The organism is Clostridium sartagoforme, from assembly GCF_039521405.1.
Taxonomy (GTDB): Bacteria; Bacillota; Clostridia; order Clostridiales; family Clostridiaceae; genus Clostridium; species Clostridium sartagoforme.
The window spans coordinates 385,606-401,295 of sequence record NZ_BAAACH010000011.1; the positions used below are offsets into that span (position 1 = coordinate 385,606).

Genomic DNA, 15,690 nt, shown 5'->3' on the forward strand with positions numbered 1-15,690 from the left:
GATACCTATAGAAAAAGGAGACATCCTATGAAAAAGATTTTAGAATATTTAATATATATATATATTATTTTAGTTACATTCAGTGGCATTTTTGTAAAACTAGTATCAGCTAGTGAAAATTTGCTTATTATAAAGTCAATTTTACCAGATTGTGTTATATTAGTAATTATGATAATTAGTATGATAATAATTTTAAAAGAGGGATTTAGAATAAAAGGTAAGTATTTTACACGGGGTTTATTTTCTTATGTAAGTATTATATTTTTAATTAACTTAATCTTCTTAGAAAACATGAGGAATTTTTTGTTTGTATTAAGAGATATATACTTTCCATTTGTACTATTAACTTTATTAAATGAGATTAATATTGATGAATATAATAAGAAAAAAATATATAAAAATATTTGTATTATTTTATCATTTCAAGTTGTTTTAGGTTTTATTTTGGGTATAAGTCAAAGAATTTTAGGTTGGGAATGGACTTCACAGTTTTATGCTGGACATCAGTTTTATGGAATAGATATATATACAGGAATAAAGATATGGTCAACTAATGGCATGCTAAGAGTACCATCCTTAGCGGGAGATAGTACATTATTTGCGTATTATAATATTTTAAGTTATTTTTTTATAAGAGGATCTGCAATAAAAAGAAAGAAAATTTTACTTTATTTATGTAGTGGTAATATAATTTTAAGTACGAATAAAACAGTATTGATATTGTTAATTATAGATATATTTAGACTAATAATTAGAAGTAGTAAGAAGAGGATAAAGTTTATAATTATGGGAGTATCAACTATAGCATTTATGATAATATTAGTAATAATTCCACGATTTATTGAAGGATTTTATAGTACTTTATTTATTAGGTGGATCAATTGGATAGAATTAATTAAAGATTTTAATTTTTTTAAGCCTTTTGGAAACTTGTTTTCTATAGGTGCTGGTACAGAAGGATTTTTATCAACTTTTGATAATTCTTATTTATATATGTTAATATCGTATGGAATATTTGGATTAATTGGATATTGTTTGCTTTTATATAGTATATATAAGAGTAATAAATTAAGTAAAAACAGATTAGTTTTAGAGTTGTTGTTAGTTGTAATTATTGGAGGTATTACTACAAATTTATTTCAAGGGAGGGTATTTTTCACTCCATTTTGCCTTCTATTATTTTTAATTGATAGAGATATTGATTCCGAGCATAAGAATAATAGAATTATTTAGTAGAGCTTTAAGCATCATAGTGTACTTTTAAAATTAATTTCAGAATAAGGGGAGGATTAGGAGAATAATCTTTATGAATAATAATTTGTTAAAAAAATTTATGGAGTTTGGAATAGGCAGTATAGTAACTTTAATGTTAGGTTTTATATCATCTCCAATAATAACTAGAATGATAAGTCCGGAGGAAAATGGAAAATTTGGTATGTTTAATACTGTTACAAACTTATTATTAATAATAGGAATTCTGGGATTAGATCAAGCGTATGTTAGATATTATTATGATGAAGAAAAGGAGAATAGAGGAAAGCTTTTAAGGAATTGTATTAAGCTACCTTTAATAATAAATTTATTTATAGGAGTTTTAATTATAGTTTTTTATAAACCTATATCAATATATATAGTTCAGCAAGAATCATTTGCGGTTACAGTATTATTAGTAATAAACTTATTATTAAGTATAATTTCAAGATTTGCCTTACTTCAGATTAGAATGAAGCAAAAGGCTAAATTATATTCTTTACTTAATATAATAATGAAAATAGCTAATTTGTTATTTGTTATTGCAATATTTTTTGTTTATAAAAATAATTATATGACATTAACATTAGCAATAGTATTAACAAATGCATTAATAACATTCTTAGCTGTTGCAATAGAAAATAAAGAGTGGACGAGTGTGGGTATAACTAAATTAAATACATCAAGAAAAGAAATTATAAAGTATGGTTTACCACTAGTATTTTCTATGGCAGTAACTTGGATATTCCAATCAATAGATAGGATAACAATTAAAGAGTTTTCAGGATATGAGCAAGTAGGGTTATATAATGGAGCTATGACTATAATTGCATTGCTAAATGCTGTACAAGCTACATTTACTACTTTTTGGACACCAGTAGCATTTGAGAAATATTCGGAAAATCCAGATGATAAAGAATTCTTTCAAAAGATAAATAAAATAGTAACAGTTGGAATGTTAGTTATTGCAATTGGGCTTATTTCTTGTAAAGATATAATAGTTTTATTACTAGGGTCTAAATATAGAGAAGCTGTCTTTATTTTTCCTTATTTAGTGTTTATGCCTATAATGTACACAATATCAGAAACTACAGTAATAGGTATTAATTTTAAAAAGCAGCCTAAGAAACATATATATGTAGCAGCAATATCAGCACTAACAAATTTAATAGGAAATTTACTCCTTGTATCTAAATTTGGAGCTACTGGAGCAGCAATATCAACAGGATTCTCATATATAATATTCTTTATGTTAAGAACATATTTTTCAAGAAAACTTTATAATGTTAATTATGACTTAAAAAAATTTGCTATATCAACTATAGCAGTATATATATTAGCCACATATTCAAGTTTCTATAGATTTAATATAGGTGTAGTAATTTTAACTTTTATCAACATAATTATAGTGATGTTTTTATATAAAGATGTATTTTTAGAACTAATAGATATAGCTAAAAATAAGATAAAGAAATAAGTTTAGAGAGGTAAATATGGTAGTACATTTATTTCCACAGGAAAAGTTTACTGTTCCATTTATTAAATTTATAAATAGCACTTTTAATGTAAATGAGCATTTATTTATAGTACATGGTAAAAATGATAACTATAAAAAATATGAAGTAGAACAATATAACAATATAATATATGTCAATAGAGATAATAAAAACAATATAATAGAAGTTATTAAATATATAAATAAGGCAGATAAAGTTATCATACACTCATTATTTATTCCTAATTGGCTTAAGTATTATTTATTAATTAGTAAAACTACACTAAAAAAAAGTAATTGGGTTATTTGGGGTGCAGACTTATATTTATATAAAATAAGAAATAAAAATTTAAAATCTGATTTAAATGAAGTTATTAGAAGAAGAATAATAAGCAATTTAGGTGGATTGATAACTCATATAAAAGGAGACTATGAGTTAGCTAAAGAATGGTACGGAGCAAAAGGAAAGTATGTTTATTCATTTATGTATCCAAGCAATCTTTATAACGATTATAATTTACCTAAAAGTAATATAAATAATAATGGGACAATTTATATACAAATAGGAAATTCTGCAGATCCCACTAATAACCACTTGGATATCTTTAAAAAGTTAGAAAATTATTTAGATAAAAATATAAAAATAATTTGTCCATTATCTTATGGAGATGAAGATTATAAAAATAAAGTTATAAATGAAGGTAAAAGAATATTTGGTAATAAATTTAGTCCATTATTAAATTTTATGAATAGTGAGGAATATTTAGAGATATTAAGTAAAATAGATGTAGCAATATTTAACCATAAAAGACAGCAAGCGGTGGGTAATATAACTTCTTTACTTGGATTTGGTAAAAAGGTTTATATAAGAAGTGATATAACTACATGGGAGTTTTGCAAGGCTCACGATTTGACAGTATTTGATGCAACTACAAGTTCTAATGACTTATTAACTCCTTTAGATTTAAATGATAATGTGAAAAATATTGAAAGTGTAAAAAAGTATTTTTCAAAAGAGAAATTAATATTGGACTTGCAAGAAATATTTAAAAACTAAATTATAAAAATATAGAGGTGTAAATTATGAAAGGAATAATATTAGCAGGTGGATCAGGGACTAGACTTTATCCTGTTACTAAAGCAATGTCAAAACAAATGGTGCCTATTTATGATAAGCCTATGATTTATTATCCAATGTCAGTTCTTATGTTAGCTGGTATTAGAGAGATATTAATAATATCTACACCAAGAGATATTATTAGTTTTAAAGAGCTATTTAAAGATGGTTCAGAATTAGGATTGAGAATAGAATATGCAATTCAAGAATCACCAAATGGTCTAGCCGAAGCTTTTTTAATTGGTGAGGACTTCATTGGAAAAGATAATGTTACCATGATTTTAGGGGATAATATATTTTACGGACAAGGATTGGTTGGATATTTAGAAAGAGCTGCTAAATTAAAGGAAGGAGCTGTAGTTTTTGGACAGTATGTTCAAGATCCTAGAGCCTTTGGAGTAGTTGAGTTTGATGAAAATAGAAATGTTATTTCATTAGAAGAAAAGCCATTAAAACCTAAATCTAAATATGCAGTTCCAGGGTTATATTTTTATGATAATACTGTTGTTAACAGGGTTAAGCATTTAAAACCTTCTGAAAGAGGTGAATTAGAAATAACTGATTTAAATAGATTGTATATGCATGAAAATAAGTTAAAAGTAGAAATATTTGGTCGTGGAATGGCATGGTTAGATACGGGGACTCATTCATCTATGTTACAAGCATCTAACTTTGTTGAAGTAATTCAAAATACACAAGGAACTTACATAGCTTGTTTAGAGGAAATATCATATAGAAAGGGATGGATATCAAGAGATCAAGTTAGAGAATTAGCAGAACCATTAATGAAAACTGGATATGGAAAATATTTGATTGATATTATTAATGAGGATTAAAGTAGGTGATTGGATGAAGACTTATTTAGTAACTGGTGGAGCAGGATTTATAGGCTCTAATTTTGTTTTATACATGCTTAATAAATATGAAAATATAAGAATTATAAACTTAGATAAATTAACTTACGCAGGGAACTTAGAAAATTTAAAGAGTATTGAAAATGATTCAAGACATATATTTGTTCAAGGTGATATATGTGATGCTGATTTAGTATCTTCATTGTTTGAAAAATATGAAATAGACTATGTAGCTCACTTTGCAGCAGAATCTCATGTTGATAGAAGTATAAAGGAACCAGAGATTTTTGCTAAAACCAATGTACTTGGAACAGTTAAGTTATTAAACTGTGCAAAAAATGCTTGGGAAACAGAAGAAGGATGGAAAACAGGGGTTAAGTTCTTACACGTGTCAACTGATGAAGTATATGGTTCGCTTGGAGAAACAGGATATTTTATGGAAACAACACCATTAGATCCACACAGCCCATATTCAGCAAGTAAGGCAGGGTCAGATATGATGGTTAAGTCATATGCAGATACTTATAAAATGCCAGTTAACATAACAAGATGTTCTAATAACTATGGACCATTCCAATTTCCTGAAAAATTAATACCACTTTTAATAAATAACTGCTTAAATTTAAAGGACTTACCTATTTATGGGGATGGATTAAATATAAGAGACTGGTTATATGTTGAAGATCATGCTAAAGCCATAGATATGGTTATTAATAATGGAAAACTTGGAGAGGTTTATAACGTTGGTGGACATAATGAAAGAACAAACCTTCAAATAGTTGATACAGTTATTAAATATATCAATGAAAATGTAGAGAGTAGGGTAACTGAAAATTTAAAAAAGTTTGTTGAAGATAGAAAAGGCCATGATCGAAGATATGGAATAGATCCAAGCAAGATAAAGGAAGAACTTGGATGGTATCCTGAAACTACTTTTGAAGTAGGAATAGTTAAGACAATCAAATGGTATTTAGATAATAAAGAATGGATGAATAATGTTACTTCAGGAGATTATTTAAAATATTATAATGAAATGTATAAATAGTTTATTTATCATAGATATTAAATAGAAGAATATATTATAGATTGGGGATTTGATATGATAAGTTTTAACATTCCACCTTTTGTTGGAAAAGAAGAAGAATATATATGTAAAGCAATTAAAGAATATAAAAAGTTGTGTGGAGATGGTAATTTTACTAAGAAGTGTAATGAATGGTTTCAAAATGAATTTAATATTCTTAAAACCTTATTAACTACATCATGTACACATGCTTTAGAAATGGCTGCTATATTATGTGATATAAAGCCTGGAGATGAAATCATAGCTCCATCATATACATTTGTTTCTACTGTAAATGCATTTGTTCTGAGGGGTGCTAAGATTGTGTTTGTAGATATAAGACCAGATACAATGAATATAGATGAAAATTTAATTGAAGATGCTATAACAGAAAAAACAAAAGCTATAATTCCAGTTCACTATGCAGGGGTTTCCTGTAAAATGGATAAGATAATGGATATTGCAAAAAAGTATAATTTATATGTTATTGAAGATGCTGCTCAAGGAGTAATGTCTACCTATAAGGGGAAAGCATTAGGAACAATTGGAGATATTGGATGTTATAGTTTTCATGAAACAAAAAACTATAGTATGGGTGAAGGTGGAGCCATTTTAATTAAAAATAAAAATTTTATTGAAAGAGCTGAAATTATAAGAGAAAAAGGTACTGATAGAAGTAAATTCTTTAGAGGACAGGTTGATAAATATTCATGGGTAGATATTGGATCATCATTTTTACCAAGTGAGCTTAATGCAGCATATTTATATGCTCAATTAGAAGAAGCAGAAAAGATAAATAAAGATAGAATAAGTAGTTGGAATTTATACTATAAAGGGTTAAAAGATTTAGAGAATAAAGGTATAATTGAATTACCATATATTCCAAGTGAATGTGAACATAATGCACATATGTTCTATATAAAAGTTAAAAATTTAGAAGAAAGAAGTAAATTAATAAATTATTTAAAAGATAGAAATATATCTACGGCTTTTCATTATGTACCACTTCACTCATCAAAAGCAGGTTTAGAATTTGGAGTGTTTCACGGAGAGGATAAATATACTACTATGGAAAGTGAAAGGTTATTGAGGCTACCTATGTATTATGGTTTGGAAGAAGAGCAAGTTCAATATATAATAGAAAAGATTAACAGCTTTTTTATTAAATAAATAAATAAATTAACTTGAAATGATTATATGATTCTATTGAAATAATTTTAATGATTTCTTAATATAATGTGGATATGTTATAATAAATAATTTGATTATATTAAGATAAGATTAAAAGTAAAATGATCCGGAGGATTATAAATGAAGATAGCGATAATTGGAGCAAATGAATATCAAGCTAAATTAATATTAAAATGTAAAGAGAATAATATAGAGACTCATGTTTTTGCTTGGGAGGATGGTGCTGTAGGGAAGGTATATTGTGATTTCTTTTACAATATAAGTATTACAGAGAAAGAAAGAATCCTAAAAAAGTGTATAGAAATAGGAATTGATGCAGTATTATCAATTGGCTCAGATTTAGCGATACTAACAGTTAACTATATTGCAGCAAAATTAAATCTTGTGGGCAATTCACTATTTTGTACAAAAGTTTCTACTGATAAATATGAAATGAGAAAAGTATTATCTAGGAATGGAGTTCCTTGTCCTAAATTTAATAAAGTTAGAGCATCATTTGATAATAGTGAAATTAATAACATGAGAACCCCATTGATAGCAAAGCCAACTGATAGATCAGGTAGTAGAGGTGTAAATAAAATTAATAATATCAATGAGTTAGATGAAGCAATTAATAAGGCTCAGAATGAATCTTTTTGTAAGGAAGTAATTGTAGAAGAGTTTATTGAAGGCAAAGAATATAGTATGGAGTTCTTTAGTGACAATGGCAATCATACATTTTTACAAATAACAGAAAAATTCACTACAGGAGCACCAAATTTTATAGAGAAAGCTCATCTTCAACCTGGAAGAATAAAAGAAGAAATTCTATCAAGAGCTATAGAAATCGCAATTAATGGATTAAATGCATTAGAAATTTGTAACGGAGCATCTCATGTTGAGATAAAAGTTGATAGAGACGAAATATTTATTATAGAAATAGGGGCGAGAATGGGTGGAGATTTCATAGGAAGTGATTTGGTAAGGTTATCTACAGGAGTTGATTTTACTAAAGTTGTACTTAATAAGGCATTAGGAAAGGTTAGCAATGTTAAAAAGAAATATAATAAATATTCTTTTGTTTATTTTATTTTTACAAAGAAAGATTTAAATAATATTATAGAAAATTACGGGCATATAAACAAATATATTATTGAGAAGTTCCTACCTATAGATAAGGTATTTACAAAGGTAACAGATAGTTCTAACAGATATGGATATATATTATTTCAATTTGATACATATTATGAATATTTAGAGGTTGAGGGTATATTGTTAGGAGAAGAATTATAAATGATAGATGTAATAATATTTGGATGTGGAGATTTAGCAAAACAAGTTTATCATTATTTAAATGCTAGTAAGAAATTTAATGTTATTTGTTTTACTGTAGATAAGAAATATATAAATAGTAAATACTTAGAGGGAAAAGATATAATACCATTTGAGGATATAGAGTCTAAGTTTCCAGCTAAAAGATATAAGTTTATAACTGCTATTGGATATAAAAATATGAGAATTAGAAATAAGATATATAATGACATTAAATCAAAAGGATATGACTTTATAAACTATATCCATGAAAGTGTGATTATAAACAATCCTATAAATATAGGTAGTAATAACCTGATTTTATCTAATGTTGTTATAGAGCCTAATGTAAGAATAGGGAGTAATAATATTATTTATAGCAATACAGTTATTGGACATGATAGTACTTTAGGAGATAATAATATTATATCAATTGGAAATAATATAGCTGGATTTACAAAAATAAAAACAGGATGTTTTATAGGAATAGGTTCAACTATAATAAATAATTTAACAATTGAAGATGAGTCATTAATAGGTGCAGGAAGCTTAATTATAAAAAGCACTGAGAAATTAGGATTATACACAGGGGTACCAGCGAAGAAGTTAAGGGAAATAGATTCTAATGTAGGCATAGAAATAACATAGAAATAATTTTAAATAAAAATGAAAGTATATTTAAATTGATTTAAATATACTTTCATTTTTTGTTTAATTAATAATCTCAAATTTATCTAGAACAAAATTATAGTCTCTGGAAGCTGGATTCTTCGTATTAGAAACTTCAATAGTAACAGTATGATTACCATAAGTAAGGCCCTTCTTATCAACAATTAATTTATTAGGTGTAGCTATGCTTGAAAAATTATCGATAGTGAAAACCTCATTATCAATAGTAATCTTAGAGATACCACAAATAGAAGAAGCATAAGAATAAAGCTTTATACCAGTACCATTAAACTGGAATGTGATAGAATCGCCAGGCTTATTAGAAAGCATAGCAGAACCACCAGAGTAAGAACTGTGGTTTTGAGGATTCCATGATCCAATATAAGAAATATTAGTATTAGTTTCTTCATATTTACCAGCCGTAAGAGGAATAGTATTATTTAGAGTAATAATTTTATCTTCAGTACTATAGTCTATTTTTGAAGGCAAAGATGAACTTAATTTAACTCTTGTAGTAAATCCACTTAAGCTTAAAGAAGAGTTATCACTAGTTGTCTTTAAGTTAACTGTTCCTTCCTTTAAAATCTTTGCTTTTATAATGGCTAAAGTACCGTTATTAGTAGTTACCCCTGGTTTAATTCCTTTCATTGAAACAGCAAAAGAAGCTTGTCCGCTTTCTATTTTACCATTAGCTCCTAAAGGAGTAAGAACTTCATTGCTTCCAAATATATTACCTTTAGTAACACTTTGAATTTCTAATAAACTTGTATCATAAACGAAATCAATAGAGCCACCATATAAATCAGTTACATTTGATATATTTACAGCTATTTCAATAGTATTTCCTATTCTAGTTTCTCCAGTTACAGTATATGAAACCGAAGGTGTAGTGGCAGCAAATACAGTATTATTTGTATTAAATAATACTACTTGAAATAAAAATAAAATAGATAAAAATAGCGAAATTTTATTTTTATACAAATTAAATTTATTCTTCAATATTAAATCCCCCCCTAGTTTAAAAAATTTAAAATTAGTTTTCTATATAATTCTACTATAAATTAAATATTATGTAAATAAATTGGATGATTGAAGAAGCTATAATTATAGTTAATGGGAGAGATATAATTATAATGGGCTTATTATGGAAAATACTATGCTATTGGAGAGGCTTCTATATATAAATGAAGATGGAGTTATTGACATTTTAAAGTTAAGTTTAGTAGCTTTAAAATATAATAACAGAATTAATAATTTTTCTTACATTCATAAACATTTTTATAAAAAGGTTTATGAAAAATCACATTAATAGTATATAATCAAATTATATTGTATAAGTTACAATAAATATTTAATATTATAATAAAGTATTTAACTATTTTATAATATATAAAATAATTAGTATTAAGTAACTTATATAAAAGAGTTAAGGTTTAAGCTAAAGTTTAAAAAAGGAGATTATACTATGAAGAAATTTTTATTATGCTTAACTTTTGTATTACTTATTTTTACAGAAATACCTGTACAAGCCGTAGTTAAAGGAAAACCAATCGAAGGTGAAATTTACGAAGAAGCAAGTGCAAAGGACTTAATGCCGTATATTTATAAAGATACTAAAGATTATAGTGAAGAAGTAATTGAAAAAATAGATGCTATTAGTAATTATAAAGTATTAAAGACAAAAACTGAATCAAATTATGAAGTCACATTAGCTCATAGTGATGGGACATATGAATATATAGAGGATACAAATGATTTTAATGAAGCAATATCAGGAGTAATGGAGTTGAAAAAGGTATATAGTGATAATTCAGTAATTCCATCAATAATAAACAGTGATGGACAAGTTATCTATTCAACTAATTCTATGGGGAGGGTTTGGAATCATAGAGGTGGAGTTCCTATTCAAGGTATTCAAGAAGTAACATATATATATTCAGACTCATCATTAAGTAGGGCATATACTTATATAAATCAAGGATATATAGATGATGTGCCAATTATAGAGGATGCTGGAAAATCTGCTAAAATACAAGTGAATGGTTATTCAGGGTGGATAAATAAGGATTCTGCATCTGGAAATTATGATTTAGTGGTTGTACCAATAAATCAAGTAACAAATCCAAGTTGCTATTTAGTGAAAAATGGTTTTTTATATCATTATATATCTTTTAATATGACTGATTTAAATGATAACAATGGATACTCAATAAGAATAGGAGTAGCACCTGATTATTTAGTACCTGGAGTTGAGTACTATAGTTATGATGGAATATTTTTTTATAGTGGCTCAAGTAGAGTTGATGGATTAAATAAACTTATTAACGACTTAAAAAGTGGTAATAACAGTAATGCGGTAAATTATAATAAGCCACATTATAATTATTATGGATATTTACCATTTAGAACTAGAACAAGCTATACTGCAGAAAATATTAATTCATTTATAGAGAATAACACAGAAGCAACAAGTAAGTTAAGAGGAATAGGCGGAGCATTAATTGATTCTCAAAATAAATATGGTGTAAATCCTGTATTAGCATTAGCAATTGCTATAAATGAATCAAATTGGGGAAACTCTTGGATTGCTCAAGAGAAAAATAACCTTTTTGGAATTAATGCAGTAGATTCAAATGCGTCAGAAGCAGCAGATGTATTTAATACTCCAGGAGATAGTGTAATAGAGTTTTCTAAGAACTATATATCTAGGGGGTATGCAGACCCTGCAGATTGGAGATACTATGGGGGATATTTAGGAAATAAGTATTTGGGAGCAAATGTAAAATATGCATCTGATCCATTTTGGGGTGAAAAAGCTGCACAACATGCCCTTACTATAGATTTACAATTATCTGGCAATGATATTAATAACCTAAAGGATTATAATGGATATAAGCTTGCATTATATACTGGAGCTAATGAGGTTTTATCAAGTACTGGAGAAGTATTATACAATATAAATCCAACAGTTAGTGGATATGGTGGATACGCTGGAAACATAGTAGCTTTAAAATTTAGTTATAAAAATGGTTCAGGACGATATCAAATTTTTGCAGATAGAACAACTAATATTAATGAGGGTATCTATAGTGGGTATTATGATTGGAATAGTAATGGATTTATAAATGATGCAAATATAAAGTTTGTAAATAATCAAGAAACTGCTTTCATACCTGGGTATAGTAAATTAGATACTAATAAGGATGGAAAGGTTGATATAGCTGATTTGTCATTAGTAGCACTAAATTATAACAAAACAAATAACTTTTATCCTGAAATAGATATAAATCAAGATTCAATAATTGATTTGTTTGATATGATATATATATCTAAAGGGATTTTATAAAATATAATTAATATAACATTGAAAATATTTCTTTAAGAATAAATCAAAACATTATAATTAAAATGAGGGAATGGTGAAAGATGAAGAAGATAATAACAATGCTATTGTTGTTATTTATATTAATAACCCCAGTTAAAGTTTTTGCAGCAAATAATACATCTGTAGAGGCTAAGGTAATAGGAGAAATTAAAAAGGATTCTAATATTGAAATTTTTGTTAATTTAAGCGATGTTGATAAATTATATGCTGCATCTATAGATTTCATATATAATACAAATCAATTAAAGGTAGAAAGTATTAATTCTACGGAATATGTTACAAAACATATAGATAATATAATGGAACTTGGGGGAGAAACCAATAAAAATGGCAATACTGCATCTTATTCATTTACTTTTTTAGGAGATTTGGATGGTTTAAGTGAATCAGGAACATTAGTAAAGATAAAAGCTAAAGTACTTAATGATGATAAATTATCAATTAATGAAGATAATATGAAAGTAAAATTAGTACAAAGATATGGAGATACTGTTAGGAATTATGATTATAAGTTCTTAGGATATAATGGAGTGAATGATTCTAGTAGTGGCTCATCAAATGAATCTAATAATGGTTCAAATAATAATGAAAGTAACAATACTTCTGGCAATGGTGGAGCAGATGGAAATAGTAGCTTTACTAGTGATAGTGGTAATTCAGGAAGCAATAGTTTAAGTAATGCTGAAGGTAATAATTTACAATCTAGTGATAATAAAAGTTCAAATGATGGGAAATCTAATGATAAAAACAATTCAAATGGAGAAAGTAGCTCTAATAGTGAAGATAACAAAGAAAATAGAGATAAAAGTTCAAATAATAATGATGGTAAAATGGAAGTATCTAAAAATAATATTGCTAATGTAATATATGTGCTAATAGTTATAGTCGGTTTAGGTGGATTAGGATACTATTATTACAAATTTAGGAAAAATAAAAATAAGGATAATTAAAAATAGTAAAAAGTGATGGTAGATAAATATCATCACTTTTTTGTTTTAATGTTTTATCAAATAATGCAATAAAAATATAGAACGAATTTTAAGATTATAAAAGGTTTTATTCTATTTAACTGGAAGTATTAATTAAAATAATGTAAAATTATCTTATTAAAGTAAATATAGGAAATTAATAGGGGGATATCAACTTGAAAAAGAAAATACTTTGTTTTTTAATTATTATTATAGTTTTTATGAACACTTTACCAGCTTATGCACAATCTGATACTACACCGCCAGTTATAAATAATATAACAATATCAAATAAGGAAGAGGTTAGACCAGGAGATACTTTAAATATAATAATAGAAGCATCCGATACAGAGTCTGGTTTTGATGAGAATACTTATTGTGAAATAGATTTGTATAATGGAAATAGAAAGATAAACTATTTAAAGCCTAAATATAATGCAAATACAGGATATTTTGAGCTAAATTATAAAATACCATCAGATATGCAAAATGGGAATTGGTGGATAAACTCTGTTTTTTTATATGATAAAGCAAATAACCATGTACTTTTGAAAAATTCTGATAGAGAAAAATATAATTTTAATGTAATTAGTGATATTACTGATGTTACACCTCCAAGTATAAATAATGTAAATATATTAAATAAAGAAGCTAAACCAGGAGATACTTTAGGTATAATAATAGAAGTATCAGATGATGATTCAGGTTTTGATTTAAATACTTATTGTGAAGTAAGTTTATATAATGGAAGTAGAATGATAAACTTTTTAGAACCTAAATATAACGCAAATACAGGAAACTATGAGTTAAATTATAAGATACCATCAGATGTGCAAAATGGGAATTGGTGGGTAAGGTCCATTTATTTAAATGATAAAGCAGGGAATTATACACTTTTAAATAACTTAGACCAAACAAAATATAATTTTAAAGTGATTAATTATGCTAATGATAATACAGCTCCGAGTATAGATAATGTAAATATATTAAATAATGAAGTTATGCAAGGAGATACTTTAGGCATAACAATAAAAGCATCAGATATGGAATCGGGTTTTGATGCAAATTCTTATTGTAAAGTAGATTTATATAATGGAAGTAGAATGATAAACTTTTTAGAACCTAAATATAATGAGAATACAGGAAACTTTGAGTTAAATTATAAAATACCATCAGATATGCAAAGTGGCAATTGGTGGATTTCTAATATAACTTTATTTGATAAAGCGGAAAATTATAAAGTTTTAAATAATTCAGATAAAACACAATATAATTTTAATGTAAAGTCTTCATTTAATGGTACAGAAAATAAAGTAATTAAAAAAGGTGAAGAATTTAGTCCTCTTAAGGGAGTAAACTTTTTCAATAACCTAGAAGGCGACCTTACAAATAAATTAGAATGTTATGGACAAGTAGATATTAATAAAGAAGGTCTATATTTAATTAAATATTTAGTAAAAGGCAATAATGGAGATATATATGAAGACTATAGATGGATTACAGTTTGTGATACTGAATCAGTAGGTAATCTATCATATTTTAAAAGTGACATTGAAGTTAATATTTCTGGAATAGATGATAAGATTCTTAATATAGTAAAAGGTGGACAAGAATATAATAATGTTAATGATGGAATTTTAAATGAAGAGGGAGAATACACTATATCTCTTAAAGATATTACAAAAGCAAGATCAAATGAAGAAGGAGATAAAGCAATTAGCTTTGTTATTGATAAAACTTTACCAGTTATAGATGGAATAAAAATAGATTCAATTATAGAAGATGAAAAAGTCCAAGCATCTCAATTTTTAAATGCAAGTGATAATAGAGGACAAGTTAATATTGAATTTGTTAGTGAACCTAACTGGAGTCAAGTAGGACTACAAAATATAACTTTAGGAGTAAAGGATTTGGCAGGAAATTATATTGAAAAGACTATTGAAGTCAATATTAAGGATAAATGTGATTTAAATGATGATGGAATAGTAGATATTTTAGATTTATCAGATGTTTCACTAAAATACAATAAAAAGAAAGATGAAATAAATTGGAATTCTAGATTAGACTTTAACAAAGATAATATAATCGATATATTTGATTTAGTACTATGTACAAAAAGAATAAAATAGATTGTTGATTTACTTTTATTGATAAGAAGTGTACTGATTAGATAAAGAAAAATAATATAATAATATTTTTATATTATTTAGTATATTCATAAACTTATAAAAATAAACAAAAGTTGAGACTGTATTATATTGGATGAGTCATTCAGTATGATGCAGTCTTATTTTAGGTTAAAGGAAAAAGTATGATTATAAATATACAAAAATTATTATAAAATACAAATATTGATAAAATATTACAAATACATTAAAATTATAAAGTGAATAATAATATTTGGAGG

The 15,690-nt window shown here is 26.2% G+C and carries 12 protein-coding genes; 11 read left to right on the forward strand and 1 reads right to left on the reverse strand.

Features of this window, described 5'->3' with window-relative positions:
- Positions 1 to 27: 27 nt before the first annotated feature.
- The 8 genes from ABDZ60_RS05315 (at position 28) to ABDZ60_RS05350 (ending at position 8,909) form a co-directional block, all read left to right on the forward strand.
- Entirely contained in the window at positions 28 to 1,233 is a 1,206-nt protein-coding gene (locus ABDZ60_RS05315; RefSeq protein WP_343776657.1) for a hypothetical protein, read from the forward strand.
- 73 nt (positions 1,234 to 1,306) lie between these two features.
- Complete coding sequence (locus ABDZ60_RS05320) at positions 1,307 to 2,728, forward strand: oligosaccharide flippase family protein (RefSeq protein WP_343776659.1); 1,422 nt, start codon at positions 1,307 to 1,309, stop codon at positions 2,726 to 2,728.
- 16 nt (positions 2,729 to 2,744) lie between these two features.
- A complete protein-coding gene (locus ABDZ60_RS05325; protein WP_343776661.1) occupies positions 2,745 to 3,803 on the forward strand; it encodes a TDP-N-acetylfucosamine:lipid II N-acetylfucosaminyltransferase family protein in 1,059 nt (352 codons plus the stop codon).
- 26 nt (positions 3,804 to 3,829) lie between these two features.
- Positions 3,830 to 4,699, forward strand: a complete 870-nt coding sequence (gene rfbA / locus ABDZ60_RS05330; RefSeq protein WP_343776663.1) for a glucose-1-phosphate thymidylyltransferase RfbA — start codon at positions 3,830 to 3,832, stop codon at positions 4,697 to 4,699.
- Positions 4,700 to 4,712: 13 nt separating this feature from the next.
- A complete protein-coding gene (gene rfbB, locus ABDZ60_RS05335) occupies positions 4,713 to 5,762 on the forward strand; it encodes a dTDP-glucose 4,6-dehydratase (protein ID WP_343776665.1) in 1,050 nt (349 codons plus the stop codon).
- 54 nt (positions 5,763 to 5,816) lie between these two features.
- The gene (gene rffA, locus ABDZ60_RS05340; protein ID WP_343776667.1) at positions 5,817 to 6,950 is read left to right on the forward strand and encodes a dTDP-4-amino-4,6-dideoxygalactose transaminase; all 1,134 of its coding nucleotides are present in this window, start codon (positions 5,817 to 5,819) and stop codon (positions 6,948 to 6,950) included.
- A gap of 141 nt (positions 6,951 to 7,091) precedes the next feature.
- Positions 7,092 to 8,243, forward strand: coding sequence for an ATP-grasp domain-containing protein (locus tag ABDZ60_RS05345; RefSeq protein WP_343776669.1), 1,152 nt, complete (start codon positions 7,092 to 7,094; stop codon positions 8,241 to 8,243).
- Positions 8,244 to 8,909 carry a NeuD/PglB/VioB family sugar acetyltransferase gene (locus ABDZ60_RS05350; protein WP_343776671.1) on the forward strand — a complete coding sequence of 222 codons (666 nt, stop codon included), beginning with the start codon at positions 8,244 to 8,246 and terminating at the stop codon, positions 8,907 to 8,909.
- Positions 8,910 to 8,972: 63 nt separating this feature from the next.
- Here the strand turns inward: ABDZ60_RS05350 and ABDZ60_RS05355 are convergent, their stop codons facing one another.
- Positions 8,973 to 9,929, reverse strand: a complete 957-nt coding sequence (locus ABDZ60_RS05355; RefSeq protein WP_343776673.1) for a cohesin domain-containing protein — start codon at positions 9,927 to 9,929, stop codon at positions 8,973 to 8,975.
- A gap of 466 nt (positions 9,930 to 10,395) precedes the next feature.
- On the opposite strand from ABDZ60_RS05355, the gene ABDZ60_RS05360 reads away from it, so the two are divergent.
- The 3 genes from ABDZ60_RS05360 to ABDZ60_RS05370 all read left to right on the forward strand — a co-directional run bounded on the left by ABDZ60_RS05360 (position 10,396) and on the right by ABDZ60_RS05370 (position 15,412).
- Positions 10,396 to 12,276 (forward strand): glucosaminidase domain-containing protein, encoded by a 1,881-nt coding sequence (locus ABDZ60_RS05360; RefSeq protein WP_343776675.1) that lies wholly within the window; start codon positions 10,396 to 10,398, stop codon positions 12,274 to 12,276.
- An 80-nt stretch (positions 12,277 to 12,356) separates the two neighbouring features.
- On the forward strand, positions 12,357 to 13,265 hold the full coding sequence (locus tag ABDZ60_RS05365) for a cohesin domain-containing protein (RefSeq protein ID WP_343776677.1): 909 nt from the start codon (positions 12,357 to 12,359) through the stop codon (positions 13,263 to 13,265).
- A gap of 194 nt (positions 13,266 to 13,459) precedes the next feature.
- Positions 13,460 to 15,412, forward strand: coding sequence for an immunoglobulin-like domain-containing protein (locus tag ABDZ60_RS05370; RefSeq protein ID WP_343776679.1), 1,953 nt, complete (start codon positions 13,460 to 13,462; stop codon positions 15,410 to 15,412).
- Positions 15,413 to 15,690 lie beyond the last annotated feature (278 nt).

What these genes read in the sequence shown, in the direction of transcription:
- ABDZ60_RS05360 (WP_343776675.1), top strand. Translation starts at nt 10,396, where the DNA reads ATGAAGAAATTTTTATTATGCTTAACTTTTGTATTACTTATTTTTACA.
- rfbA (WP_343776663.1), top strand. Translation starts at nt 3,830, where the DNA reads ATGAAAGGAATAATATTAGCAGGTGGATCAGGGACTAGACTTTATCCT.
- rfbB (WP_343776665.1), top strand. Translation starts at nt 4,713, where the DNA reads ATGAAGACTTATTTAGTAACTGGTGGAGCAGGATTTATAGGCTCTAAT.
- ABDZ60_RS05315 (WP_343776657.1), top strand. Translation starts at nt 28, where the DNA reads ATGAAAAAGATTTTAGAATATTTAATATATATATATATTATTTTAGTT.
- ABDZ60_RS05365 (WP_343776677.1), top strand. Translation starts at nt 12,357, where the DNA reads ATGAAGAAGATAATAACAATGCTATTGTTGTTATTTATATTAATAACC.
- ABDZ60_RS05350 (WP_343776671.1), top strand. Translation starts at nt 8,244, where the DNA reads ATGATAGATGTAATAATATTTGGATGTGGAGATTTAGCAAAACAAGTT.
- ABDZ60_RS05325 (WP_343776661.1), top strand. Translation starts at nt 2,745, where the DNA reads ATGGTAGTACATTTATTTCCACAGGAAAAGTTTACTGTTCCATTTATT.
- ABDZ60_RS05320 (WP_343776659.1), top strand. Translation starts at nt 1,307, where the DNA reads ATGAATAATAATTTGTTAAAAAAATTTATGGAGTTTGGAATAGGCAGT.
- rffA (WP_343776667.1), top strand. Translation starts at nt 5,817, where the DNA reads ATGATAAGTTTTAACATTCCACCTTTTGTTGGAAAAGAAGAAGAATAT.
- ABDZ60_RS05345 (WP_343776669.1), top strand. Translation starts at nt 7,092, where the DNA reads ATGAAGATAGCGATAATTGGAGCAAATGAATATCAAGCTAAATTAATA.